22 protein-coding genes and 1 riboswitch are annotated in these 24,826 nt (G+C 33.2%); of the genes, 12 read left to right on the forward strand and 10 right to left on the reverse strand.

What is annotated here, in order from left to right; genetic code table 11:
- From AC4FQX_RS06615 to AC4FQX_RS06625, 3 genes are all read right to left on the reverse strand, one after another.
- On the reverse strand, positions 1-804 hold the full coding sequence (locus AC4FQX_RS06615) for an NAD-dependent epimerase/dehydratase family protein (RefSeq protein WP_491166891.1): 804 nt from the start codon (positions 802-804) through the stop codon (positions 1-3).
- Positions 805-810: 6 nt separating this feature from the next.
- Positions 811-1,155, reverse strand: coding sequence for a hypothetical protein (locus tag AC4FQX_RS06620; protein ID WP_491166892.1), 345 nt, complete (start codon positions 1,153-1,155; stop codon positions 811-813).
- A 183-nt stretch (positions 1,156-1,338) separates the two neighbouring features.
- Complete coding sequence (locus AC4FQX_RS06625) at positions 1,339-2,868, reverse strand: GNAT family N-acetyltransferase (RefSeq protein WP_491166893.1); 1,530 nt, start codon at positions 2,866-2,868, stop codon at positions 1,339-1,341.
- Between the two features lie 179 nt (positions 2,869-3,047).
- Between AC4FQX_RS06625 and AC4FQX_RS06630 the strand changes: the two genes are divergently transcribed.
- The 4 genes from AC4FQX_RS06630 to AC4FQX_RS06645 all read left to right on the forward strand — a co-directional run bounded on the left by AC4FQX_RS06630 (position 3,048) and on the right by AC4FQX_RS06645 (position 5,478).
- Positions 3,048-3,380, forward strand: a complete 333-nt coding sequence (locus AC4FQX_RS06630; protein ID WP_491166894.1) for a single-stranded DNA-binding protein — start codon at positions 3,048-3,050, stop codon at positions 3,378-3,380.
- A gap of 244 nt (positions 3,381-3,624) precedes the next feature.
- Entirely contained in the window at positions 3,625-3,750 is a 126-nt protein-coding gene (locus AC4FQX_RS06635; protein WP_491166895.1) for a hypothetical protein, read from the forward strand.
- A gap of 6 nt (positions 3,751-3,756) precedes the next feature.
- Positions 3,757-4,422 carry a hypothetical protein gene (locus AC4FQX_RS06640; protein WP_491166896.1) on the forward strand — a complete coding sequence of 222 codons (666 nt, stop codon included), beginning with the start codon at positions 3,757-3,759 and terminating at the stop codon, positions 4,420-4,422.
- Positions 4,423-4,488: 66 nt separating this feature from the next.
- The gene (locus tag AC4FQX_RS06645) at positions 4,489-5,478 is read left to right on the forward strand and encodes a L,D-transpeptidase (RefSeq protein ID WP_491166897.1); all 990 of its coding nucleotides are present in this window, start codon (positions 4,489-4,491) and stop codon (positions 5,476-5,478) included.
- A 64-nt stretch (positions 5,479-5,542) separates the two neighbouring features.
- Here AC4FQX_RS06645 and AC4FQX_RS06650 read toward each other — a convergent pair whose 3' ends face one another.
- The 5 genes from AC4FQX_RS06650 to metG form a co-directional block, all read right to left on the reverse strand.
- Positions 5,543-7,015 carry a hypothetical protein gene (locus AC4FQX_RS06650; protein ID WP_491166898.1) on the reverse strand — a complete coding sequence of 491 codons (1,473 nt, stop codon included), beginning with the start codon at positions 7,013-7,015 and terminating at the stop codon, positions 5,543-5,545.
- 208 nt (positions 7,016-7,223) lie between these two features.
- A complete protein-coding gene (locus tag AC4FQX_RS06655) occupies positions 7,224-8,696 on the reverse strand; it encodes a hypothetical protein (RefSeq protein WP_491166899.1) in 1,473 nt (490 codons plus the stop codon).
- A 483-nt stretch (positions 8,697-9,179) separates the two neighbouring features.
- The gene (locus AC4FQX_RS06660) at positions 9,180-9,809 is read right to left on the reverse strand and encodes a CatA-like O-acetyltransferase (protein WP_491166900.1); all 630 of its coding nucleotides are present in this window, start codon (positions 9,807-9,809) and stop codon (positions 9,180-9,182) included.
- On the reverse strand, positions 9,806-10,495 hold the full coding sequence (locus AC4FQX_RS06665) for an HAD family hydrolase (protein WP_491166901.1): 690 nt from the start codon (positions 10,493-10,495) through the stop codon (positions 9,806-9,808). The genes AC4FQX_RS06660 and AC4FQX_RS06665 overlap by 4 nt, the downstream gene beginning before the upstream one ends.
- A gap of 57 nt (positions 10,496-10,552) precedes the next feature.
- On the reverse strand, positions 10,553-12,613 hold the full coding sequence (metG, locus tag AC4FQX_RS06670; RefSeq protein WP_491166902.1) for a methionine--tRNA ligase: 2,061 nt from the start codon (positions 12,611-12,613) through the stop codon (positions 10,553-10,555).
- 130 nt (positions 12,614-12,743) lie between these two features.
- On the opposite strand from metG, the gene AC4FQX_RS06675 reads away from it, so the two are divergent.
- The 3 genes from AC4FQX_RS06675 (at position 12,744) to AC4FQX_RS06685 (ending at position 14,851) form a co-directional block, all read left to right on the forward strand.
- Positions 12,744-13,754 (forward strand): S66 peptidase family protein, encoded by a 1,011-nt coding sequence (locus AC4FQX_RS06675; RefSeq protein ID WP_491166903.1) that lies wholly within the window; start codon positions 12,744-12,746, stop codon positions 13,752-13,754.
- 2 nt (positions 13,755-13,756) lie between these two features.
- Positions 13,757-14,116, forward strand: a complete 360-nt coding sequence (locus AC4FQX_RS06680; protein WP_491166904.1) for a YraN family protein — start codon at positions 13,757-13,759, stop codon at positions 14,114-14,116.
- 75 nt (positions 14,117-14,191) lie between these two features.
- Entirely contained in the window at positions 14,192-14,851 is a 660-nt protein-coding gene (locus AC4FQX_RS06685) for an aspartate kinase (RefSeq protein ID WP_491166905.1), read from the forward strand.
- A 63-nt stretch (positions 14,852-14,914) separates the two neighbouring features.
- Here AC4FQX_RS06685 and mfd read toward each other — a convergent pair whose 3' ends face one another.
- Together mfd and AC4FQX_RS06695 are read right to left on the reverse strand one after the other, a co-directional pair.
- The gene (gene mfd, locus AC4FQX_RS06690; RefSeq protein ID WP_491167151.1) at positions 14,915-18,232 is read right to left on the reverse strand and encodes a transcription-repair coupling factor; all 3,318 of its coding nucleotides are present in this window, start codon (positions 18,230-18,232) and stop codon (positions 14,915-14,917) included.
- 273 nt (positions 18,233-18,505) lie between these two features.
- On the reverse strand, positions 18,506-19,078 hold the full coding sequence (locus AC4FQX_RS06695) for a hypothetical protein (RefSeq protein ID WP_491166906.1): 573 nt from the start codon (positions 19,076-19,078) through the stop codon (positions 18,506-18,508).
- A 245-nt stretch (positions 19,079-19,323) separates the two neighbouring features.
- On the opposite strand from AC4FQX_RS06695, the gene AC4FQX_RS06700 reads away from it, so the two are divergent.
- The 5 genes from AC4FQX_RS06700 (at position 19,324) to AC4FQX_RS06720 (ending at position 24,825) form a co-directional block, all read left to right on the forward strand.
- A complete protein-coding gene (locus AC4FQX_RS06700) occupies positions 19,324-19,674 on the forward strand; it encodes a hypothetical protein (RefSeq protein WP_491166907.1) in 351 nt (116 codons plus the stop codon).
- A 69-nt stretch (positions 19,675-19,743) separates the two neighbouring features.
- Complete coding sequence (locus AC4FQX_RS06705) at positions 19,744-20,058, forward strand: hypothetical protein (RefSeq protein ID WP_491166908.1); 315 nt, start codon at positions 19,744-19,746, stop codon at positions 20,056-20,058.
- 200 nt (positions 20,059-20,258) lie between these two features.
- Positions 20,259-21,200 carry an L-threonine 3-dehydrogenase gene (locus AC4FQX_RS06710; protein WP_491166909.1) on the forward strand — a complete coding sequence of 314 codons (942 nt, stop codon included), beginning with the start codon at positions 20,259-20,261 and terminating at the stop codon, positions 21,198-21,200.
- 89 nt (positions 21,201-21,289) lie between these two features.
- Positions 21,290-21,497: riboswitch (cobalamin riboswitch) on the forward strand.
- Positions 21,498-21,642: 145 nt separating this feature from the next.
- The gene (locus tag AC4FQX_RS06715; RefSeq protein WP_491166910.1) at positions 21,643-23,706 is read left to right on the forward strand and encodes a TonB-dependent receptor plug domain-containing protein; all 2,064 of its coding nucleotides are present in this window, start codon (positions 21,643-21,645) and stop codon (positions 23,704-23,706) included.
- A gap of 3 nt (positions 23,707-23,709) precedes the next feature.
- Positions 23,710-24,825, forward strand: a complete 1,116-nt coding sequence (locus tag AC4FQX_RS06720; RefSeq protein WP_491166911.1) for a DUF5074 domain-containing protein — start codon at positions 23,710-23,712, stop codon at positions 24,823-24,825.
- Position 24,826 lies beyond the last annotated feature (1 nt).

Here is a 24,826-nt window from a genome sequence, read left to right on the forward strand (position 1 = left end):
TTATAAATGTAAAACCTCAAATTTATATTTCAGAATAGTCTTTATTTTTTCGCTTGAGATTATTTTTCCAGAAGAAGGTTTTTCATGGTTGAAAACAGGGGAGGGTAATCCTAAATCAAGAGCTTTTTGGGTATAATACTTTTTACGTGTGGGATGCGTTGGAGCAGCAGCGTTAAAAGTTTCATTCCAGATGTTTTTTTCGATTATCTTTAAAATGATTCCGATACAGTCTTTTTGATGAATTAGGTTGATCGCTCCGTCAGGATTTTCAATGTTTTCACGTCCTGAAAGATAGTGTATCGGGTTTCGGTCTTCACCAATCAAACCACTAAAGCGGAGAATAGTAGTTTTAAAGTAAGGGTTATTTTGTAATAGCTGTTCTGCCATTAATAACTGTTTTCCGGAGTCTGTTTCTGGATGAGGGGCTGTTTTTTCTGTTATGACCGAATTATTATCCGCATAGATAGAGGTCGAACTGATAAACAGTACTTTTTTAATACCAGATTGTTCGATAAAAGGGATTAGTTTTTCTATTTTGGTTGTAAAATCCTCTGTATCGATTCCTCTCAATTTAGGAGGTATATCAATAATTATAATTTCAGACTGTGCTAAAAAAGTTGTTATTTCTCCCAGAATAATATCAGAATGAACAGTAATAAGAAAAGGACTAACAGAAGCAGATTTCAACTGTTTTATTTTAATATCTGAAGTCGTAGAACCGTTTATGTAGAAACCTTTATGAATTAAGCTTTTTGCCAGAGGAAGTCCTAGCCAGCCACACCCTAGAATACTGATCTGTACCATTGTGTATTAATCTTTTTTCACTAACATATAATAATCATTTTCTAACGGAAGATAACCCTGATCATACAAAAAATAATAGACAGCACCTGCTTTTGTAATGTAATTACTGGTAATGAATTCAAAATCAAAACCCTTTCCGAGTAATTTTGACCGGGTTGTTTTGGTCTTTCCGGTTGTATTTAATTCCGTTAGGATGCGATAGTTTTTTCTCAGTTTATTATTGATATTTCGCATCAGGTTATTACTGTCCTTATTTATTTTGTTATTGTAAGCATTTCTGCAGGCATCGCTACAAAATTTTTTGTCTTCACGACCTATGATTTTTTCTCCACATTCTAAACATTTTTTCATAAATGAATTCTTTTTTATAAGAGCAAAAAAGGCAATTATTCGGTCAATTTGTAGTTTAATTTCTGATTTCTTTTTCCGAAAGAAAACTACTTTTTTTTAATTGTTCTAAAGACAATATGTAAAATGCGATTTTAATTTAAGTTCTTCTTTCTTGACTCTTTCTTTTTAATTCTTTTCTCTAACTTAGGATTTCATTTTTTTGATTTGATATAGGTCGTGTCTTCTGTCTTTTAAAATTCGGACACTTCCGTGTTCATGTAATTCTTTCAGCAAATCTAAATCTACATCCACAATAATAGTCATTTCAGTATTAGGAGTAGCTTCCGCCTTAATTCCGTTAGAAGGAAAGGCAAAATCAGAGGGAGTAAATACAGCTGCCTGAGCATACTGAATATCCATATTGTTTACCTTTGGTAAATTCCCCACACATCCTGCAATCGCCACATAACATTCATTTTCTATAGCACGTGCCTGAGCACAGTGTTTTACACGGGTATAACCGTTTTGAGTATCTGTTAAGAAAGGAACAAAAAGAATGTCCATACCTTCATCTGACATTAGTCTTGATAATTCCGGAAACTCTACATCATAACAGATCATAATACCTATTTTACCGCAGTCTGTATCAAAGGTTTTAATTTCAGAACCTCCCTGCATTCCCCAGTGTAGCGTTTCGTTAGGTGTAATATGAATCTTGGTATACATTTCAGAAGTACCATCACGTTTGCATAAAAAGCCTACATTATACAATATATTATCTTCCATATAAGGCATACTTCCGGTTATAATATTGATATTATAAGATATGGCAAATTCCTGGAATCGTTTTCGGATTGTATCCGTATATTTTGCGATTTCGCGGATTGCATCTGCTTCCGATAAATGGTTATAATCTGCCATTAATGGAGCAACAAATAATTCCGGAAACAGTGCAAAATCACTTCCATAATCAGAAACAGCGTCAATAAAAAATTCAGACTGTTCAAATAAAGCTTCCAGATTATTTAACGGACGCATCTGCCATTGAATCAATCCGATTCGGATAACACTTTTTGTAGTGTTGATCAGTTTCGGGCTTTTATCATAATAGATATTATTCCATTCCAGTAATACGGCATAATCCTGTGAGCCGGCATCCCCTTCCAGATAATTTTTCATTACTTTCATTACGTGGAATTCATTGCTCAACTGAAAAGAAAGTACCGGATCATATAATTCTTTTGTCTTTACTTTTTCAATATATTGTTTAGGAGTAAGTTCATCAGCATATTCTGAATATTTTGGAATTCGCCCTCCGAATATGATCGATCTCAGGTTTAGTTGTTCACATAATTCTTTTCGTGCTTCATATAAACGTCTTCCCAGACGAAGACCTCTGTATTTTGGATGAATAAAAACATCAATACCGTATAATACATCTCCCTGATCATCATGTGTTGAGAAGGTATAACTACCAGTTATTTTCTCATAAGTATGAACAACACTTGCTTTTCTGTAATCAACAATTAAAGACAATGCAGATCCCACGACTTTATCATCCACTAAAATCACCAGTTGTCCTTCTGGAAAAATAGAAAGTAGTTTTTTGATCTCTTTCTCTTCCCAATATGATTCTTTAAGCCCGTTATAGGCTTCCATCATTGAGTTCTTTAACTCTTTATAATCTTTTATTTTTAAGTTTCTTAACTCAACTTTTTTGATTTCCGTTTGCATAAAAACAACTTTTTGCTAAAGGTACGAAAAAAACATTATCCATTTACAAACGGTTACAAACAACTATAAACGAAAGGAATTGATTAACAACCGAATAAAGTAGTGGGATTTTCGAATCTTTGCAGTGTTGATTTGAAAGAGAATCAGCAGATAACATTAACCATTAAATTTTATACGCCATGAATGCATTAAGAAACAGAGTTCAGTTAATAGGGAATGTAGGAAATGACCCGGAGGTCAGAACATTCGAAGATGGGAAAAAATTAGTAACTTTCAGCATAGCAACAAACGAAAGCTATAAAAATGAAAAAGGAGAAAAAGTAGAAGATACCCAGTGGCATTATGTAAAAGCATGGGGGAAAATCGCAGAAATCATAGAGAAATATGTTGCAAAAGGAAAAGAAGTTGCAATAGAAGGACGATTAGTACACAGAGAATATGAAAGTAAAACAGGAGAGAAGCGTTATGTAACCGAAATTCTGATGACCGAAGTATTGTTGTTAGGGAAATAAAATTTCATATACCCGTAGAAACACAAATTATTACGTTTCTTATTATGTTTTTTACTGTGTTTCTGTCATGACTGATAGAAATGCAGTAAATTACATTTTTACGGATTGCTTTTTAAAGTAGCTATTTTTTCTTCAAGATTAGCAAGTTGTTGTTCTGTTGGATTCCCTTGAGGAGTTATAGTGTAAAGAAATAATAAATACTCTTACAGCAGGAGAACAATAACGATGGAGAAAAACTACTTTTGTGAAAAACAATAAGCTAAAGAGTTTTAGAAATAAAAATGAAATGGCACAGGTTCTTTCCCTGATTATGGAATTTATAAACCACGTAGAAGATATCAAAGAAGTTTTAAAAGTAGAATTAAAATAATAAATAATGAAATATAGTATAATAATATTGAGTTTTTTTTTGTTTTCCTGTACTGCTAAAACAGAGAAAACAAAAGAGATTATATCAGATTCTGTGCAACAAATAAAAGAGGATCAGAATGCAGAAAAAACAGTTTATATCAACAGTTTATATAGTGGAGATTCGATAATTCGGAACAAAAGTTTTGTGAAAGAGATACATGAAACCTGTGTTTATACAGAAGGAACTCTTTATGACAGAACAGAAGAGCAAATAGCTCAGGATAATAAAAGATGTGTGTTGTCAGAACTTACATTTAAGTATGAAAAACTTTTTGATTTAGGAAATCAGAAAGTAGTTATCGGAAATAGTGGAGATATCCGGCTTTTTATAAAAGTAAAACCAGCAGATCCTAATGTAGTTTATTATGAGGAAGAAGTAAATCTGTTAGTTGAAAAAGAAGGTCAGATAACCGATCATATCATAATTCATAAAAATAAATATTCAGAAGCATCTGCTTTAACAGGTTATTATTATATAGATTCAAATTTAGAATTGTTTTTGTTAAAAGTAGTGAATGATGAGGAAGGAACAGATTTTGTCTTCTGGAGGAAATATAAAATTGATATAGAGACAGGAAAGATTGTTTTAATGGAAGAAGAGAAAAATAGTCAATACAAGATGTTTGAATAGTAATATCTTGTTTTTATCTTAAAAATAAATGGTATCTTTATGTGATGCAATTAAAACTGAATTATTATGAAAACGAATTTCGCTTTTCTTGTTGTCAGTTTATATTTTTTAATTTCCTGTAACTTAAAAAACGGGAAAAAAGACTTTGCAGAAACAGAATTTAAATCGAAAATGGATAAAGTTCGATTAGTTCCTCCTGAAGATATTGTAATAGAAAAAGACCTTCTTTACGACCAGCACACACTAGCAGACAACTATCCTTATAAAGATACGATTCGTGTATTTCAGTGGGATAAAATACGAAAAGGATTGTTTCTGGTAGATTCAATTGATAGTGCTCCAGCTATTTGGGCTATCCTTCAGAATAATAAGAACAGAAACGGAGTGGCTGCACCTGTAAAGAACTCTCATATAAACGAATATAATCATATAGCAGACAATTATGATGTTGAACAATACCAGTCTGTACCTTTATTTCTGCCGAGAAACAGTATTGCAGAACGTTATGGAAGAGATGGCTCTCTGGTAAGGTATATAAAAGATAGTATGGATTTTGCTAAGGTAGCAACTGTAAATTTTGAAGGAGAGTGGATGGTTCCTAAAAAGTATATTAAGGTAATTCATGATACTATATCATTTAATAAAGTCATTTTTATTGATAGAACGAATCAGAATATAGCTACACTGGAAAGATTAGAGACAAAATGGCTTATCAGAAGCATGAATCCTGCTACTACAGGTTTACATAAACCACCTTATAAGCGTCCGACACCATTAGGACTTTTTGTTATTCAGGGAAAAATTCCCAGAATGGTTTATCTGGCAGATGGATCTCATGAAATAGGTGGGTTTGCGCCTTATGCAAGCCGTTTTTCTAATGGGGCTTATCTTCATGGAGTTCCGATAGATGAACCGAAAAAGAAACCTGTTGAATTCAGTTGGTCTTTAGGTACGACACCCCGATCCCATATGTGTGTTCGAAACGCGACCTCACATGCTAAATTTATCTACGAGTGGGCACCTGTAGAGCAAACTCTAGTCTTCGTTATTGATTAATTAAGTTTATATATTTTCATTTATAAAGGAACTGCAGAAGATGTATACCCCTTAAGAAAAAAATCTAATCCATGAACTTTCTTAAAACATATTTTTGATCGTTAATATCATAATACCCTATGATAAAATGGTCTTTATATTTAAAAACGGTTTGAGCAAATATCTGATGTTGATAGGTGTCATAAAATCGATCTATTTTATCAAAAGCAATAGGTTCTACTTCAAAAGGTTTATGATTCATGTTTTCATCAAATAAACCATCAAAATAAACACTTTTTCCATTAATATAATTATTGTAATTGCTAGAAGTACTGTGGAAATTAGGACCGATAAATATTCCAACACCTGATCCGGAATTGGATATCCCAAAACCAAAACCAATACTGACAGCTCGTCCTCCGGAAAAAGAACCAGTGTTTTGCTGTATTCCGCCAATAGTTACGATTATGTCCTGTGGTGTTTCATAAACTGACAGAGCGACATTCATAGCAGTAATCTTTTTTAAAAAATGATCTGTAGTCTGTAAGCTCAGATTAGAAGAAGAAACGCCGCCTTCCTCTATTATATTCGAATTTCGGAAGTTGATTGTATCCTCTTTATTTATATGGTATTCTTTTATAACTTCTTTGTTATCGAAGTCTTTAACAGAGAAAGCCATATTCTCTTTGTTGGATTTTAACTGGTAAAGTTTTTGTTTATAAAAAAAAGAATTACTCTTAGCAGAAGAATTATCAGATTCAGATTTTAGTTTAGGCTGTGAAAATAGTTTTTCAGTAACAGTATAATCGTTAAGATCGATTACAAATGTCTGAGTGAAATTCAGTAAATGATCAAAAGTAAGAATCAGCTGACGGTCTGCAGAATACATTTTTCTTGTTTTAGCAGCATTAGAAAGTGCGCTGGGAGACTGCGAATCTATTTTTTCAATAGACAGATCCGGATCAATTCCGGTAGTAAATATTTTATCCAGAGTTATTGTTTTGCTTTTTGAAGAAACAAAAGAAAAAGAAGAAAAGTCTAAGATATGTTCTACATACTGATCAGTCTCATTAAAAGTATAGAGTTTCATCTGATTTTTCTTTTTCAGAAGACTCAATACATAGAACTGATTGTTTTGAGTAAAACTTTGTAAGACGGTTTCCCTTTTTAAAGGAAGTTTTAATGTTACAGAAGAAGTCTGTTTTGTTTTGAAATTAAAGGTTTCAGAATGAATTTCAGAATAATCTGGGGTAGATGAATAGATTCTGTAATTGTTATTGTTTACCGTGGCACCAATAACACTGAATTTATCAGTGGTTTTTTTAAATTGTATAGAATCAGTAATTATAAAATCGGGATTGTACAGATAAGTAATAAAGCTATTCTCATTACCAATTAATAAAGCTGTTTCTGAAGTTGTTTCATTAACAAGAGGGAAAGCCTCCTGGTAAGTTTTCCATTTCGATTTTAATAGAACTGAATGAGTGTTTAAAATTTCTTGTGAATAAGAAGAGATACAGAACACTAAGAATAATAAAAGGGAAATATTCTTTCTCATAATCACGGGATTGTTTTTCAATTATAAAAGTAAGTTATTTTCTTTATTCTTTTGAGAAAGGATAGAACTATTTAAAAAGTTAGATTTATAGGTTTCTTTGTCATCATTCCATTCCTAAAAGAGGCTGCCTTTTTTAGACAGCCTCTAAGGATAAACGTAGATTTGTATACATTAGTCAACTTAATTTGGAACCAGACAGAATAAAATTTTAATCCATAAACTTTCTTAAAATATATTTTTCATCATAGGTGTCATAGTAACCTATTACAAAAGTATCATTATGTTTAAAAATCGTTTTAGCAGAAATCAGAGATTTTTCATTTCGATAAAACTGATTAATTTTATCAAAAGCAATAGGCTTTATTTCAGTAGGTTTATGATTCATGTTTTTATCAAATAAACAGTCAATGTAAACACTTTTTTTATTAATATAAGATTTGTAGTTATGAGAAGGGGTATTAAAATTAGAGCTGACAGGCGCATTTATAATTGCTTTTGCTGATTTGGATCCCGTCATTCCTAATGCTTTTCCTGTAGAGGAGATAGATGCAGAAGGGGTTCGTGTACTGCCAATTTTCACAATAATATCTTGAGGAGTTTCATAAACAGTAACGGCAACATTTAGTGTGATAATCTTTTTTAAAAACTGATTAGTTGTTTTTAAATTTCTATTAGAGCTAAGAAAACCATTTTTCTGTATTATATCAGAGTTTTTAAAATTTATAGTGTCGTTTTTCCCAATATAATATTCTTTAAGGATTGTTTCCTCATTGTAGTCTTTTACAGAAAAAACTAAATCTTCTTTACTGGAGATGATTTGATAGAGTTTGTTTTTAGATAAAAAAGAATTAGATTTTATAGAAGTTTCCGTTCCGGTTGTTTTTAATTTAGGTTGTATGAATTTTTTTTCAGTAACAGAGTAGGTGTTTAAATTTATAACAAAAGCTTGCGTATAGTCTGGAGAATAATCAAAAGTAAGAATTAGTTGATTATCTATGGAATACATTTTTTTTGTTTTGGCAGCTTTAGAAAGAGAATTAGGACTTTGAAGATTCATTTTTTCAATGCTTAAAGTAGGAGTAGTTCCCATATTGAAGACCTGATCTAATGAAATTTGTTGATGTTTTGAATTAACAAAAGAGAAAGAAGAAAAATCTAAGGGATGTTCTGTATAATGACCTGTATCATCAAAAGAATATAGTTTCATCTGATTTTTGTTTTTTAAAAGGCTCAATAAATAAAAATTATTGTTTTGATTGAAACTTTGTAAAATGTTTTCTTCTTTTAATGGTAGTTTTATTGTTACCGAAGAGGTTTTCTTTGTTTTGAAATTAAATGTTTCAGAATGTATTTCGGAATAATTAGAGGTGGCAGAATAAACACTATAATTAGCATTAGCATCACTTATTGCACTGCCAATAAGGCTAAATCTTTTAGAAGGCTTTTCGATGAACATAGAATCAATAATTTTGAAATTTGGTAGATACTTGTAAATCGTATACTTCTTTTTATCACCTATCAATAAGACAATCTTTTGATTTTCTTCATTAACAATAGGAAAGACTTCTTTGTAATTATTCCATCTTGAGTTTAATGAAAAAGAATGGGCGTTTAGAATATTTTGTGAAAAAGAATTTGTGCAGAATAATAGAAAGAGTAAAGAGAGGATGTTTTTTTTCATAATTATAGATAAAGAATTATTTCTGTGTTTATTTTGAGTCTGCTAAGTTATGTTAATTTATGTTTTATTTTAAATTTTTTACTACAAATAACACAATAAACCTGTCTTATTTACAATACACACAACTCATAGTTCAATTTATTGCACTTGTATTAAAAAAAAATAAAAAACTAAATATGGAGAATAGCAGGTTTCCCTGATCTGAGGAAATTCAATTAAAAAAAGAAGTAATTATACAAAACAAATAACTTTTTTAATGTATTTTTCATTAATAAGTATACAGAAGCATTTTGGCCTGTAAAAACAGAAACAGAATAATAATAATTAGCTTATTTATGCTCTGTAAAAGATACAGAATATCGAAAGTTCAGAAAGAACCTTTTGCTAAATTTATTTTTTAGCGGAAAACATAATGTTGTTTGTATGTGGAGAATTGTTTAACGGATCATTTATTTGAGTCTTAAATTTAAAAGTACGAATATATTATGAATTCATCAGTTTTTGAAAATACTCTATAAATTGTCCCAGATGATACCCATCCATTAAAGCATGATGCACATGAACAGAGATAGGGAACTGTTTATTTCCGTTTTCATCTGTAATCATTTTTCCAAAAGAGATTTTTGGACAGCTATCCGGAAAAGAAAAGTTTCTTGCGTGTGACAGGGAGGTAAAATGAACCCATGGCACAGAAGAAAAATGAATATGATTAATAGCACTAAAATCTCTTGTAATAAGTCCGGGTGTATTGCGAACTCGTTCAATTTCTTTTTGAGTTGCTTCTGCAAATATTTTGATGTCTTCCGAGTATTCAATTAAAGAAAATCCAAAAGTAGTATCCTCTCTCAAGATGGTTGAAGAAACATCAATTCGGTCAAAAATAAGAATATCTTCTCCACTGATGCGATAACGAAAAGGTTCAATGGCATGTACTGCAACTAAGGTCTTATGCATATAATAAGTGAAGAAAGAAACTCCCTGTTCTTTTGAAGCAACATAAGCTTTAGTACAGTCAATATTTGCAGCCATTCCGAAAAAAGGCTCATCAAATTTTCTGAAAAACTCAAAATGTTCTTTTCTATTCCAGTTTGAAATATCTAATTTTTGTATCATCTTAGTAAAAGAGGCAATATATTATTGATTTTTTCTATCATTTTAAATTTAGGATGTTCCACTTTATGATTGATACGTTCATGTTCCCAAGTAGTGTGAAAAGGAATATGTACAGCATAACCACCTATTTCCAGAACCGGTAAAATATCAGATTTCAGTGAATTTCCGATCATAAAAAATTCTTCTGGTCTAATGTCCAGTCGGTTAATTAGTTTTTTATAATCGATTTCCTGTTTATCAGACATCACTTCAATATGATGAAAATAATGACCTAAGCCAGAATCATGTAGTTTTCTGTGTTGGTCTTTCAAATCTCCTTTAGTAGCAACGACTAAACGATATTCTCCTTTTAATATTTCCAGAGTTTCTTCTACACCGTCCAGTAGTTCAATAGGTTTTTCCAGTAGTTCTTTTCCAAGCTGAATGATCTTCTCAATACACTCAATATTCAGCGTATTATTAGAGATTTTCATAGCAGCTTCAATCATGGAAAGAATATATCCTTTGATTCCGTAGCCATATAATGGCAGATTCTCAATTTCAATTTTAAATAGTTCCTGTGATAACCCCTGATGAGATAAATAATCCTCCATTAAAACACAGAATTTTTCTTCTGTTTCCTGAAAATAAGGTTCATTAACCCAAAGGGTGTCATCTGCATCAAATGCAATAACTTTTATATTCATTGTACTATATATATTATAACACCCAAAGTTTTAAACTTTGGGTGTTATTAAAAAAATCTAATTTATAGTTTCCCCGTTTCCGACATTTTCTGCATCCGGATTAACGAAGACCAGTTTACCTTCTGCATTTTGCGTCATTAATATCATTCCCTGACTTTCTGTTCCACGTAAGTTTCTTGGTGCCAGATTAGCTAAAACCGTTACTCTTTTACCAATGATCTCCTCTGGGGTAAAACTTTCTGCAATACCTGAAACAATAGTACGAACATCAATACCGGTGTCAATTTTCAGAACAAGCAGTTTATTTGCTTTTGGCATTTTTTCCGCTTCTATGATGGTTCCTACTCTCAGATCCAGTTTTGAGAAATCTTCAAAAGTAGTTGTTTCCTTTTGAGGAGTTACGATTCTGTTTTCTGCACTATTTGATTTTTTTGTTGCTTCCAGTTTGTCTATTTGTCTCTGTACCTCTTCATCTTCGATTTTTGCAAACAATAATTCAGCTTCACCGATCTGGTGTTTAGCTGGAATCAGATCAGAAGTATTTGAAATACTGTTCCATGAAACAGAATTATCCTGTTTCAAAATATTTTTCAGTTTAGCGGTAGTAAAAGGCAAGAAAGGTTCTGCAAGAACACTTAAAGCACCCGCTATCTGTAATGCCACATACATTTGTGTTTTTACTCTTTCTGGGTTATCTTTAATTACTTTCCACGGCTCTTCATCTGCCAGATATTTATTTCCTAATCTGGCTACATTCATTACTTCACCTAAAGCCTCTCTGAATCGGTAACGTTCCAGTGAACTTGCAATTACAGTAGGATAAGCTTTTAATTCAGTTAAAGTTGCTTCGTCTACTTCATTGAATTCATTGGGTTGTGGTACAACACCTTCATAATATTTGTTTGTTAAAACCACAACACGGTTAATGAAGTTGCCAAAAATAGCAACCAGTTCATTGTTATTTCTTGCCTGAAAATCTTTCCAGGTAAAGTCATTATCTTTTGTTTCCGGAGCATTAGCCGTTAAAGCATAACGCAAAACATCCTGTTTTCCCGGGAATTCTTCTAAATATTCATGCAGCCATACTGCCCAGTTTTTTGAAGTGGACAGTTTATTTCCTTCTAAATTAAGGAATTCATTAGCAGGAACATTATCCGGTAATATATAGCTTCCCTCCGCCTTTAACATTGCTGGGAAGATAACACAGTGAAAAACAATATTATCTTTACCTATAAAATGTACCAGTTTGGTTTCTGGGTCTTTCCAGTAAGGAGTCCAGTCTTTTCCTTCTCTTTTTGCCCATTCCTTAGTAGAAGAAATATAACCGATAGGAGCATCAAACCATACATACAATACTTTTCCTTCAGCACCTTTAACCGGTACAGGGATTCCCCAATCCAGATCTCTGGTTACTGCACGAGGTTTTAGACCATCATCCAGCCATGATTTTACCTGACCGTATACATTTGGTTTCCAGTCGTTTTTATGACCCTCCAGGATCCACTCTCTTAAAAAAACATCATACTGATCCAGAGGTAAGAACCAGTGTTTTGTTGATTTTAAAGTAGGAATACTGCCTGTTATAGTCGATTTAGGGTTGATTAAATCTGTTGCATTCAGGGAAGAACCACATTTTTCACACTGATCCCCATAAGCCTCTTCATTACCGCATTTTGGACAAGTTCCGATTACGAAACGATCTGCCAGAAACTGGTTTGCTTTTTCATCATATAGCTGTTCTGTCACCTCTTCGATGAATTTCCCATCGTTGTATAATTTCAGAAAAAACTCAGAAGCAGTGTCATAATGGATCTTTTCAGATGTCCGGGAATAATTGTCAAAAGAAACCCCAAAATCTTCAAAAGATTTTTTTATGATCGCATGGTATTTATCAATGATTTCCCTTGGAGTAATACCTTCTTTTTTCGCTTTCATCGAAATAGCTACACCATGTTCATCACTTCCACCGATAAAAGCAACATCTTTACCTTGTAATCTCAAGTAACGTGCATAAATGTCTGCAGGAACATAAACACCTGCTAAATGACCAATGTGTATCGGACCATTTGTATAAGGCAAAGCTGCCGTAATCGTGTATCTTTTTGGATTTTGTAACATTTGATTTCTTTATATATAGTGCAAAAATAAGGAATAGGATTGATAATGAGATAAAAATTGAGAATTCGTTGATTTATTAAAGATTTAAATGATTAAATTTGTTTACACTAATATTTCTAGAAAAGAATTGATGAAAAAAGAAGTATTTATATTGTTTTTTTTCAAAAAACTTTTAGAAAAGAAGGTAGTTTTCTTTTTTATTATTATTTTACATTTCAATACCACCATTGCACAGGAAAAAATGATCATACCAAATTATTTACATAAAGGAGACTCTGTCGCTATTGTAGCAACTGCCAGAAAATACGTACTGGAAGATTTACAGCCTGCCATGGAATTATTAGAAAACTGGGGGTTGAAAGTAATCATAGGAAAAACGATAGGATTAGAAAATAATCAGTTGGGCGGAACCGATATAGAACGAGCAGCCGATTTTCAGCAAATGATTGATAATCCTGAGATCAAAGCAATTTGGTGTGTCAGAGGTGGATATGGAACTGTAAAAATGATTGATCTTGTCGATTTTACACATTTTAAAAAGCAACCTAAATGGATTATTGGTTTTAGTGATATAACCGTTTTACACAATCATGTTCACAATATAGGAGTAGCTTCAATACATGCAATCATGCCTATAAATGTGATGAGTACTTGTGAAGATTCAAAAGAGACTTTGAAAAAAGCATTATTCGGAGAACCTCTGAAATATGAGTTCTTTTATAGCAGTTATAATCGTCTAGGGAAAGCAGAAGGAGAAATTGTAGGAGGGAATTTATCTGTGCTATACAGTTTATTGGGTTCAAAATCAGAAATAGACTGTCGAGGTAAAATTCTGTTTATTGAAGACTTAGATGAATATCTGTATCATGTGGATCGAATGATGATGAATCTGAAACGGAATGGTTGTTTTAATGGTTTGAAAGGTCTCATTGTAGGCGGAATGACAGATATGCACGATAATGAAATCCCATGGGGGAAAAACGCGATGGAAATTATACAGGAGATCACAGCAGAGTATGATTTTCCAATTGGTTTTGATTTCCCTGCAGGACATATAAAAGATAACAGAGCAATACCACTTGGAAAAGAAGTAGTGCTGGAAGTAAATGAAACCGGAAGTATTCTGAAAATAAAAGAATAAATATGGCTGAACATAATGATCTGGGAAAATTAGGAGAAAAATTGGCAGCAGATTATTTACAGGAGCGAGGATATACTATTGTAGAAAAGAATTGGGTTTTCCGGAAAGCAGAAATTGACATAATAGCTCAGAAAGAAGGAATATTAGCAGTTGTAGAAGTAAAGACCCGCTCATCACTGGATTTTGGTAACCCACAGGATTTTGTAAATCCCAAGAAAATAAAGCTTTTAGTAAAAGCAGTCAATCAATATGTAAATCAGAAAAATTTAGAAATAGAAGTGCGATTTGACATTATTGCTATACATAAAGAAGGCAGAAAATACAAAATAGAACATTTAACAGATGCATTCTATCATTTTTAACAATGTTACACATGTAACATTTTGTTTATTTAATTAAATTCGTGTTATTTTAACGAGTTATAAAAATCATTATTTATGAAAACGATTTCATCAGTAGTAGAACATTACATCAAAACAAAGCCTTTCTTACTAAGTGCGTTGTCACAGGGAATCATTAATCTAACCTCTTTGTCACGCAATATGATACCTGAATTAGAACAGGAATTAGGTAAAGAAGTAAAACAGGGCGCTATTGTAATGGCATTGAAACGGCTTTCAGAAGATTTGGATTTTAGATTGAATCATAAAATTTTAAAAGTTTTAAAGAATATAGGAGAAATAACCGTTCGCTCCTCTTTGATAGACTATACGTACGGAGTTTCGGATACTATATTGAATTCTCAAGCTGATTTGATTTCTGAGATTAACGATCATTCTGATATCTTTTATACTTCCTCAAGAGGAGTAGGAGAGACGAATATTGTAGTAAGTGAATCAGTAAGTCATTTGGTAGATAAACATTTCAAAAACGAAAAATTGATACAGAGGCTGGATGATCTGGCTTCCATTACAGTAAAACTCCCAAAAGAAAACATTTCGGTTCCGGGAATCTATTATTTTATCTTTCAGCGTCTGGCGTGGGAAGGAATTATAATTAACGAAGTTATCTCTACCTCTAATGAGTTTACCATTTTAGTGAGTGAAGAAGAAGTAGATATTGCTTTCAGAGTTATTAAGGATATGAAAAGTTTATAGATAATATTTAAAACAATCTTTTAGTAGAGCCGCACAGCTGTGCGGCTCTACTAAAAGATTGTTTTAAATATTTTTCATCATTTCCATTAACTCCAGTGCTTTTTTGATTGATTTTACATTTTCGAAGGTCAGCAGAAGACGCAGTCCTTTCTTTGTTTGTTTCTCTTTCATTTTACAGATGTTCGGATATTTCTGAACGAACTGTAACACTTTATGGAAAGTACCGGACTGATAATATTCAGATTGCTGATCCGCTACAAAATACCCAACCATTTTATGATGCTTGAATACCAGTTTTTCAATTCCCATCTGTATAGCGATCCATTTGATATGAATACTGTCCAGTAAAGCAATGGCGGGTTTTGGTAAAGCTCCAAAACGGTCGATTAGTTTCTTTTCATAAGAAAGTAAATTCTCTTCATTTTTAATAGAGCTCAGTTCATTATAGAGGTTCAGTCTTTCCGAGATATTGTTGATATAATCATCTGGGAATAATAGTTCAAAGTCAGAATCAATCTGTATCTCTTTTACATATTCCTTCGATGTACCATTTTTCTCTTCAGCATAAAGATCCTTAAACTCATTTTCCTTTAGTTCCTCGATTGCTTCATTCATGATCTTCTGATAAGTATCAAAACCAATTTCGTTGATAAATCCACTTTGTTCACCACCCAGCAGATCTCCGGCACCGCGGATTTCAAGATCCTTCATGGCAATATTAAATCCACTTCCCAATTCACTGAACTGTTCTAGTGCCTGAATACGTTTTCGGGCATCATCAGTCATTACAGAATGAGGAGGTGTAATAAAATAACAGAATGCTTTTTTGTTACTTCGCCCTACACGTCCGCGCATCTGATGTAGATCGGATAGACCAAAATTATTTGCATTATTAATGAAGATTGTGTTGGCATTAGGTACATCCAGTCCGCTTTCAATAATAGTTGTTGCAACCAGTACATCAAAATCTCCGTTCATAAAGGCAAGCATCAGTTCTTCCAGTTTTTTACCATCCATTTGCCCATGGCCGATACCTATTCTTGCACCTGGAACCAGTCGTTGGATCATTCCTGCTACTTCCTTAATATTTTCAATTCGGTTATTGATAAAGAATACTTGTCCACCACGCTGAATTTCATACGAAACAGCATCACGGATCGTTTCTTCATTAAAGCCGATTACATTAGTCTCTATCGGGTAACGATTGGGCGGAGGAGTTGTAATAACCGATAAGTCACGTGCAGCCATCAGAGAGAACTGTAGTGTTCTCGGGATAGGAGTAGCCGTTAAAGTCAGCGTATCCACATTTTGGGCTATTGTTTTCAGTTTGTCCTTAACATTGACCCCAAATTTTTGCTCCTCATCAACGATCAGTAATCCCAGATCTTTGAAAACAACATTTTTATTGACCAGCTGATGCGTACCAATAACAATATCCAGTTTTCCTTCCGCAAGATTCTTTATGGTTTCAGCTTTTTGTTTTGCCGTTCTGAAACGATTGAGGTAACCGATGGTTACCGGCATATCTTTTAAACGTTCCGTAAATGTTTTATGATGTTGAAAAGCCAGAATGGTGGTAGGAACCAGAACAGCAACCTGTTTTCCGTTATCGACAGCCTTAAATGCTGCACGAATAGCAACTTCTGTTTTTCCAAAACCAACATCACCGCAAACCAGACGATCCATTGGTCTGTTGCTTTCCATATCTGCTTTTACTTCCTGAGTGGATTTTATCTGATCCGGAGTATCTTCATAAATAAAAGAAGATTCCAGTTCATTCTGTAAATAACTATCCGGAGCATATTGAAATCCTTTTTCCAGTCTTCTCTTGGCATATAGCTGGATCAGGTTAAAGGCAATATGTTTAACCCTTGCCTTTGTTTTTTGTTTTAACGCTTTCCAGGCATTAGAACCTAGTTTGTAAATCTTAGGCGGAGTACCATCTTTACCATTATATTTAGAGATTTTATGTAAGGAATGGATACTTACATATACAATATCATTATCGGCATAAACCAGCTTGATGGCTTCTTGCATTTTACCTTCTACCTCGATTTTCTGTAAGCCACCGAATTTCCCGATGCCATGGTCAATATGAGTAACATAATCCCCAACGGACAGGGTGGTCAATTCCTTTAAGGTTATAGTTTGCTTTTTTGAATATCCATTTTTAACATTGAATTTATGATAACGTTCAAAGATCTGATGATCTGTATAAAAGGCAATCTGAAGTTCTTCATCAATAAATCCCTGATAAAGAGGAAAAACAATTGTTTTATATTGTTTGCTAACATCTTCCTCTTTTTCTTCATCCAGAGATTCGAAAATATCAGTGAAACGTTTTGCCTGCTGGTCATTAGAACAGAATAGATAGTTCTTTATATTGTCCAGACGGTTTTCCTTTAAGTTATTAAGCAACAGATCGAACTGTTTATTAAAAGAGGGTTGAGGTAATATATAAAATTCAAATGTTTTTTGAGTAGAGTAAAGATTCTTGGTGCTTAATTCAACAATTGAAAAGTCCAGTGATTTTTTTATAAATGCTTTCTGATTTAAAAACAATTCTTCCGGTGTAGCATGTTTGATTTCTTTAGATAATTTATCAAAGGCTTCATATGCTTTTTCGAAGAGTTTGTCTAACTGATTGAATAAAAGATCACTGTTCTGAATAAAGAGAATTGTATTTTCACTGATATAATCTAAAAAACTTTCTCTATTAGTTTGTAGGAGCTTATGTTCCACATTAGGAATAATTGTTATTTTTTTTTGTTTATCCAGTGACAATTGTGTTTCCACATCAAAATCTCGGATAGAATCTACCTCATTACCAAAAAACTCAATACGATAAGGATTATCATTAGAAAAAGAAAATACATCTATAATTCCTCCACGAACAGAAAATTCTCCTGGTTCCGAAACAAAATCAACTCTTTTGAACTGATATTCAAATAATACTTCATTGATAAAATCGATTGAAATAGCATCGCCAACCGCTACTTTCAATGTGTTTTTGTCCAGTTCTTTTCGGGTCACTACCTTTTCAAAAAGAGCTTCCGGGTAGGTAACAATAATTGCCGGTTTTTTTCTGGAATTGATTCGGTTCAGAACCTCAGCACGAAGCAGAACATTAGCATTATCCGTTTCTTCTATCTGATAAGGACGACGATAAGAACCCGGATAGAATAATACATCCTGTTCACCGATCATTTGTTCCAGATCATTCAGATAATAAGCCGCTTCCTCTTTATCCTGAAGGATTAGCAGAAAAGGTTTTTCCGTTTTCTTAAAAAGTGATTGTACAATAAATGAAAAGGAGGAACCAACAAGTCCTTTAATATGGATTTTCTGCTCTTGTTTTTCCAGACTTTCAGCAATCTGAATAACTTTTGAAGACCGATCGTATTGATTAAGGATAACTGACTTACTCAAGATTTTGTTTTTTTTTACAAATATAAGTTTTTAGAAGATTAAAGCCTTAAAGTTATTTTAGTTGATCGTTTTTGTAAAATGTAAAAAGTGAAATGACGATAAATTCCCCTCTTGAGGGGTCCCTGAAAGGCGAGGTGGTATTTTAGCTTTGGATAGTTGATAGTTTTGAATACTGTGTACTGAATATTGGGAACTGATTACTGTGTACTAATCACTGAGAACTCTTTACTTTCCTTTCTGAGCTAAAGTATCCGCCAATGATTTCAGCATTTCAGCCTCACCTTCTTCAAGATGAGAGTTTGCTCTCATGGTTGTGATTTGCATTTGTTCCTGTAAAGCTACAATTTCAGTATTAATATCAGATATCAGCGTAATTATTTTTTTATCAGGGATATTATCCAGGCTGATAAAGGTTTCCAGTGCTTTTATTTTAGTTACCAATGCTGTTATTCTGCTTCTGATTGGAGGTATATTAAAGGTTTCCGGAATATTTTTATTCAGTTGATCTGCCTTAATCGCAATTGCTTTTGCTTTCTGCTGAAAAGCACTGATCGTACTTTTTGGCTTCTGAACTAATTCAGACTGAAAACTTTTCCAATCATTCCAGTTATTGACAATAGACTGAGTTGTAGGATTAAAAGGCTTGTTGGAAAACTGCCATGCAGTATTAATATTGTTAAAAATAGAATCCTGTTTCTGACTAGCTCTTAAATTCTCTGCCTCTTTTTCTTTTGAATTATCTTTACAGGAGATCAATAGTCCCAAAAAAGCAGTAAAATATAGTAGTTTCAGTTTCATTTCAGTTTCATTTAGTGCCACAAAGTTACAAAGGAATATTTTTAATATTGTAAAATGTTTTAAATGAGAGGTAAAATGTATTGCGAAATATAAATCAGGAGCTATAAGTAAAAGGATTTTTTTATCTAAAAATATCTATATAAGATATGTTTTAAATATAAAATTATATCAATACATCTTTAAATTGGTATAGAAGTTGGTAAGAGAAAGAAAAATACATTATTTTACATCTTACCTAAAAACAAATGGAGCATTTAGAAAAAGAGCAGAATAAAGAAACAGAGACATGGAAGTATATCAGTGTTCGGTTAGGCAGTTTGCTGGTTGGAGTTTTCTTCTTTTCAATCTGTGTACCCTTTCTGATTGATCTGATAAAAAAAACAGGAAAACTATCCGGTATATTTAATGCCTATAGTTTATTTCTCACATTAAATATTGTATCTTTTATAGGGTTTGTTTTTCTTCTTTGCTGGTTTGCCTTTATGATAACCGAGTCAGTACTTTATATAACCAATCGAAAAATGCCGTTTTTCTATTTAAACTCTCTTTTAATACTGGTAGTTTCAGTAGGTTGTTATTATTTTTATTCTGATTAATAAAAAAGAATAGAGATATAAAAACCGGATTAAAATACTTTTCACCTCTTTTAAAACTTTTATTTAAACATGATAGATAAAATAAAATACGGGAAATATATAGGTCTCCGACTAGGGATTCTTATTATAGCAATTATAGTTGTTAATTCTATTGTAGAAGCAACACAGACTCCTGTTAGAGGTCCCTCAAGTGGAATGGCAAATTTGACAAACTGGATATTTTATGTGGGAGGGACTTTTTTAATTTGGCTGTTATATCTGACAACAGAATTAGTATATTATAAAATAAAAGGTAAAAAAGTATATTTTAAAATAAATGTCATTTTAATCTTATTACCCGTAATAATATTAGCAACTTGGTTGTACAGTATCTGGTCGTTTTAGCATTTAATTGATCGTTAATTTCAATGAAATATCTTTAATTATAAGACTAATAAAGATTTTTAATAATATTGTATAATTTTTTATTTTTTAACTCTTGGTTCTTTCTTCTAAATATGGTGTATCATAATTTTTTTACACTGTTAAAGTAACACTATTTAAAGGGTGAAAGTACTATATTTGTGCATCTAAAATCCCGTTAAATGAATACCACTATTTTGATTATCGGAGCCTGTGGTCAGATTGGAACAGAGCTGACCATGAAATTGCGAAGTGTATATGGTTCCGATGCTGTAATAGCATCAGATATAAGAGAAGGAAATGCAAAAATGATGGCTTCCGGACCCTTTGAAGTTGTCAACGCAATGGATTATAATCAAATTGAAAAAATAGTGGATAAATATAAAGTAGATGAGATTTATTTAATGGCAGCGATGCTATCCGCTACTGCAGAAAAAAATCCGGCAATGGCATGGGATTTAAATATGAACTCCCTTTTTCATGTACTGAACTTAGCCAAAGAAAAAAAGATAAAAAAAGTCTTCTGGCCTTCAAGTATTGCTGTTTTCGGACCAACAACTCCCCGTATAGATACTCCGCAGTATACCGTAATGGAACCCTCAACCGTATATGGAATTAGTAAACAGACCGGAGAAAGATGGTGTGAATACTATTTTAAAAATTATGGAGTAGACGTAAGAAGTATCCGGTATCCCGGTTTAATAAGCTGGTCTACCCCTCCCGGAGGAGGAACGACAGATTATGCTGTGGATATTTATTATAAAGCATTACAGGATAAAAAATATGAATGTTTCTTATCTGAAAACACAGGACTTCCTATGATGTATATGGATGATGCTATCAAAGCGACCATTTCCATTATGCAGGCTCCCGCTGAAAAAATAAAGATCAGATCCTCCTATAATTTATCCGGAATGAGCTTCACTCCCGATGATATTGCAAAAGAAATCAAAAAACATATTCCCGAATTTACTATTAGTTATTCTCCCGATTTCAGACAAAAAATAGCAGACAGCTGGCCGCAGAGTATTGATGACTCATCAGCAAGAAAAGACTGGCAGTGGCATCACGATTTTGACCTGGCTTTAATGACTACAGATATGCTGGAACATCTTAATCGTTAGTTTTCAGTATTCAAAACTGAAAACTGCGACTGAGTACTGAAAATCGAATACTTCTCTCTTTAAAAAGACCTTTATCTAAAAAAATATGTATTTTTGCCAGTGATTATGGTATTGCAAATTATCAGAATATATTTTGATAATTTGCAATAAAAGGGAATCAGGTGAGAATCCTGAACAGACCCGCTGCTGTATGCTCATAAAATGATTTTGAACAATTCTTTTGCCACTGTTTTATAAAATGGGAAGGCCGTTCAAAGTTGAGTAAGTCAGAATACCTGCCATAATGAAGGATTCCGTTTCAGTTTTAACGGAGATCCAGCAATAAGTTTAAAGCTTTCGAGGAATGGAGCTTAAGCATAACATAGATAGAGAGATTTCTTTATTTCTGCTGTATATTTATTCTAACAAAAGCTTTTTGATTTTTTAATATCAAAATGGCACAATGTATTTTAGTAGTTCAAAAATTTATTACAGTATTGTTCTGAGTATTCTTTCCGTTGCTTGTTTTTCACAAAACAAAACAGACAGTATTCATCAGATGAAAGAAGTAATAATAAAAAAGTATGCAGAAGAGAGAGCAGCCCGCTCAACAACTCCGATGCAGATACTTACATCTGATGCTATTGAGAAGTTAAATGTATTGCAGTTATCCGATGCCGTTAAGTATTTTTCCGGAGTTACGATAAAAGATTATGGAGGAATCGGAGGACTTAAAACAATTTCAGTACGAAGCCTTGGAGCAAATCATACCGCAGTCAGTTACGACGGGATTACAATAAGCGATGCTCAGACCGGGCAGATTGATCTGGGGAAATTCTCTCTGGACAATGTTGAAAGTATTTCGTTAAATGCTGGGCAAAGCGATAATATATTCCAGACCGCACGATTATTTGCTTCTGCAGGAGTATTAAACGTACAGACCTTATCTCCACAATTCAGAAAAAACGAAAAATATACTATTCGAACTACACTTAAAGGAGGTTCATTCGGTCTGATAAACCCCCGTTTTCTGGTTGAAAACCATATTACTAAAAAGATGTCCACATCAGTTAATGCAGAATATATGTATTCTGACGGAAGATATCCTTACACGACTCATTTTGGAAACGCCGGAGACCTAACTTCAAAAGGCAAACGAACCAATTCCGATGTAGAAGTATTTCGTGCAGAAACAGGATTGTTCTACAATATTAATGAACACAGTAAGTTTCGTGCAAAAGCTTATTACTATCAGTCAGAAAGAGGATTGCCCGGAGCAGATATCTGGTATAACGAAAGCGAACCGATTCAGCGATTATGGGATAAAACATTCTTTGTACAAGGACATTATGAAAATGATCTGAACGAAAAATGGTCCGTTCAGGCTAATTCCAAATTTAACTGGGCTTATCAGCGTTATTTGGATTCCGGTTATCGCGGTACAGGAGGCAAAGAAGAGAACAATTATTATCAATGGGAATATTACCTTTCAGGAACCCTGTTATATAACCCGATTAAGAACCTTTCCTTATCCATTGCTTCCGACGCTTCTATTAATACAATGAATGCCGACCTGAAAGTTTTTGCTTATCCGACTCGTTATTCCTTTCTGAATGTCTTTGCTGCCAAATATACCACAGAACGATTTTCCGTATTAGGAAATGTTTTGTCCACTATCGTAGAAGAGCAGGTAAACTATGATAAGAATGTAGGGGACAATCACAGTATTAATTATGGCAAAAGCGGTAAGAATCAGAACCGTTTATCTCCCTCTCTGAGTTTTTCATATAAACTGTTCCGTAAAGAAGATCTGCGTTTACGACTGATGTATAAAAGTATTTTCAGAGTCCCCACCTTTAATGATCTGTACTATTCAGAAGTAGGAAATCCCGATCTGAAACCGGAATTTACAAAACAATATAATGCAGGGATTACCTGGGTAAAAAGTATTGGAAAATATATTCCTTTTATTTCCGTAAGTATTGATTCCTATTATAATAACGTAAACGATAAGATTGTTGCCAGACCCTCAGCCAATATATTCAAATGGTCAATTGTCAATGTAGGAAAAGTAGATATATACGGCACCGATATCACGTTTGACGCACAGATAAAACCGTCCGATAAATACAGTATTACGTTCTCTGGAACCTATACGCTTCAAAAAGCATGGGATGTGACTTCAAAAACGGATGAAGTAGAGAAATTGCAGTACAAACATCAAATAGCCTATACCCCCGAACATTCCGGTTCCGGACGTATCAGCTTTGATAATCCTTTCGTTACCGTTTCCTATGCAGCCGTTTATTCCGGAAGTCGTTACAAACTCGGAGAGAATATCCCCGAAAACTATGTTGGAAAATATTCAGATCACAGTGTTTCGTTCAATAAAAAATTCAGATGGGACAAGGTTGATATTTCCTCAAGTGTAGAAATACTGAATCTGTTTGATTCCCAGTATGAAGTAGTTAAATCCTATCCGATGCCCGGACGTTCCGTTCGAGGCACACTTATAATTAAAATATAAAAAATGAAGTATATTTCCGGTAAAATAATAGTATTCCTTCTCTTCATCAGCCTGTTTTTTGTTGCAGCCTGTGATGACAGTGATAAATATGTAGGTCCCCCAAGTGTGGTCAATCCTCCCGGAACAGAAAATGAAGCTACTGCACTTTATATCTGTAGTGAAGGACTGTTTAGTATGAATAATAGCAGTATTGCTTATTATTCCTTTAAAGAAGCGGTCCTTAAAAAGAATTATTTTTTAGAAAAAAATCAGAGAGGATTAGGAGATACAGCTAATGATTTACAGTTATATAGAGATAAATTATACTGTATTATCAATGTTTCAAATATCATCGATGTTATTGATGCCAGAACCGGTTTATCCATACGACAAATTCCTATGGTCGATGAGAACCACATTGGCAGACAGCCCCGTTATATTGATTTTCTTGATGGTAAAGCCTATATCTGTTCCTTTGACGGAACCGTTGCCAGATTAGATACCACAACCCTGGAAATAGAAGCATTCGTTAAAGTAGGACGTAATCCGGATGGACTATGTATTGCAAATGGAAAGATTTATGTATCCAATTCCGGAGGACTCGATTTTCCCAATTATGACAATACCGTTTCAGTTATTGATACTAAAACATTCAAAGAAATAAAACGAATTGAAGTACAGAAAAATCCATCCAGAATTCATGCCGACAGTCAGGGAGATGTTTATGTAATATCAAGAGGGAACTATACAACAATCCCTTATGTGTTGCAGAAGATAGATAGTAAAATCGATGAACTGGTAACTACTTTTAGTGACATTAAAGCACTGAATTTTACAATCCATAAAGATATAGCCTATGTCTATAACTATGACTTCGATACTAAGAAATCATGGATTAAAGTATTTGACTGTATCTCAGAATCCATTATCAAAGAGAATTTTATTGCCGATGATACAAAGATCAACACCCCCTATGGGATTAATGTAAATCCCGTAAACGGAGATGTTTATATCACGGAAGCACTGGATTTTACCAAACAGGGAAGTGTGTTTTGCTTTGATAGCAAAGGATTCTTCAAATTTAAATTAAATCAAATTGGATTAAACCCAAATACAGTTGTATTTATAAAAACTGAATAAA

The sequence above is a fragment of the Flavobacterium sp. AK-301 genome, from assembly GCF_058310215.1.

Excerpts from the sequence above, each read along its gene's own strand:
- AC4FQX_RS06615 (WP_491166891.1), bottom strand. The coding sequence starts at position 804 with ATGGTACAGATCAGTATTCTAGGGTGTGGCTGGCTAGGACTTCCTCTG.
- AC4FQX_RS06620 (WP_491166892.1), bottom strand. The coding sequence starts at position 1,155 with ATGAAAAAATGTTTAGAATGTGGAGAAAAAATCATAGGTCGTGAAGAC.
- AC4FQX_RS06625 (WP_491166893.1), bottom strand. The coding sequence starts at position 2,868 with ATGCAAACGGAAATCAAAAAAGTTGAGTTAAGAAACTTAAAAATAAAA.
- AC4FQX_RS06630 (WP_491166894.1), top strand. The coding sequence starts at position 3,048 with ATGAATGCATTAAGAAACAGAGTTCAGTTAATAGGGAATGTAGGAAAT.
- AC4FQX_RS06640 (WP_491166896.1), top strand. The coding sequence starts at position 3,757 with ATGAAATATAGTATAATAATATTGAGTTTTTTTTTGTTTTCCTGTACT.
- AC4FQX_RS06645 (WP_491166897.1), top strand. The coding sequence starts at position 4,489 with ATGAAAACGAATTTCGCTTTTCTTGTTGTCAGTTTATATTTTTTAATT.
- AC4FQX_RS06650 (WP_491166898.1), bottom strand. The coding sequence starts at position 7,015 with ATGAGAAAGAATATTTCCCTTTTATTATTCTTAGTGTTCTGTATCTCT.
- AC4FQX_RS06655 (WP_491166899.1), bottom strand. The coding sequence starts at position 8,696 with ATGAAAAAAAACATCCTCTCTTTACTCTTTCTATTATTCTGCACAAAT.
- AC4FQX_RS06660 (WP_491166900.1), bottom strand. The coding sequence starts at position 9,809 with ATGATACAAAAATTAGATATTTCAAACTGGAATAGAAAAGAACATTTT.
- AC4FQX_RS06665 (WP_491166901.1), bottom strand. The coding sequence starts at position 10,495 with ATGAATATAAAAGTTATTGCATTTGATGCAGATGACACCCTTTGGGTT.
- metG (WP_491166902.1), bottom strand. The coding sequence starts at position 12,613 with ATGTTACAAAATCCAAAAAGATACACGATTACGGCAGCTTTGCCTTAT.
- AC4FQX_RS06675 (WP_491166903.1), top strand. The coding sequence starts at position 12,744 with ATGAAAAAAGAAGTATTTATATTGTTTTTTTTCAAAAAACTTTTAGAA.
- AC4FQX_RS06680 (WP_491166904.1), top strand. The coding sequence starts at position 13,757 with ATGGCTGAACATAATGATCTGGGAAAATTAGGAGAAAAATTGGCAGCA.
- AC4FQX_RS06685 (WP_491166905.1), top strand. The coding sequence starts at position 14,192 with ATGAAAACGATTTCATCAGTAGTAGAACATTACATCAAAACAAAGCCT.
- AC4FQX_RS06695 (WP_491166906.1), bottom strand. The coding sequence starts at position 19,078 with ATGAAACTGAAACTACTATATTTTACTGCTTTTTTGGGACTATTGATC.
- AC4FQX_RS06700 (WP_491166907.1), top strand. The coding sequence starts at position 19,324 with ATGGAGCATTTAGAAAAAGAGCAGAATAAAGAAACAGAGACATGGAAG.
- AC4FQX_RS06705 (WP_491166908.1), top strand. The coding sequence starts at position 19,744 with ATGATAGATAAAATAAAATACGGGAAATATATAGGTCTCCGACTAGGG.
- AC4FQX_RS06710 (WP_491166909.1), top strand. The coding sequence starts at position 20,259 with ATGAATACCACTATTTTGATTATCGGAGCCTGTGGTCAGATTGGAACA.
- AC4FQX_RS06715 (WP_491166910.1), top strand. The coding sequence starts at position 21,643 with ATGTATTTTAGTAGTTCAAAAATTTATTACAGTATTGTTCTGAGTATT.
- AC4FQX_RS06720 (WP_491166911.1), top strand. The coding sequence starts at position 23,710 with ATGAAGTATATTTCCGGTAAAATAATAGTATTCCTTCTCTTCATCAGC.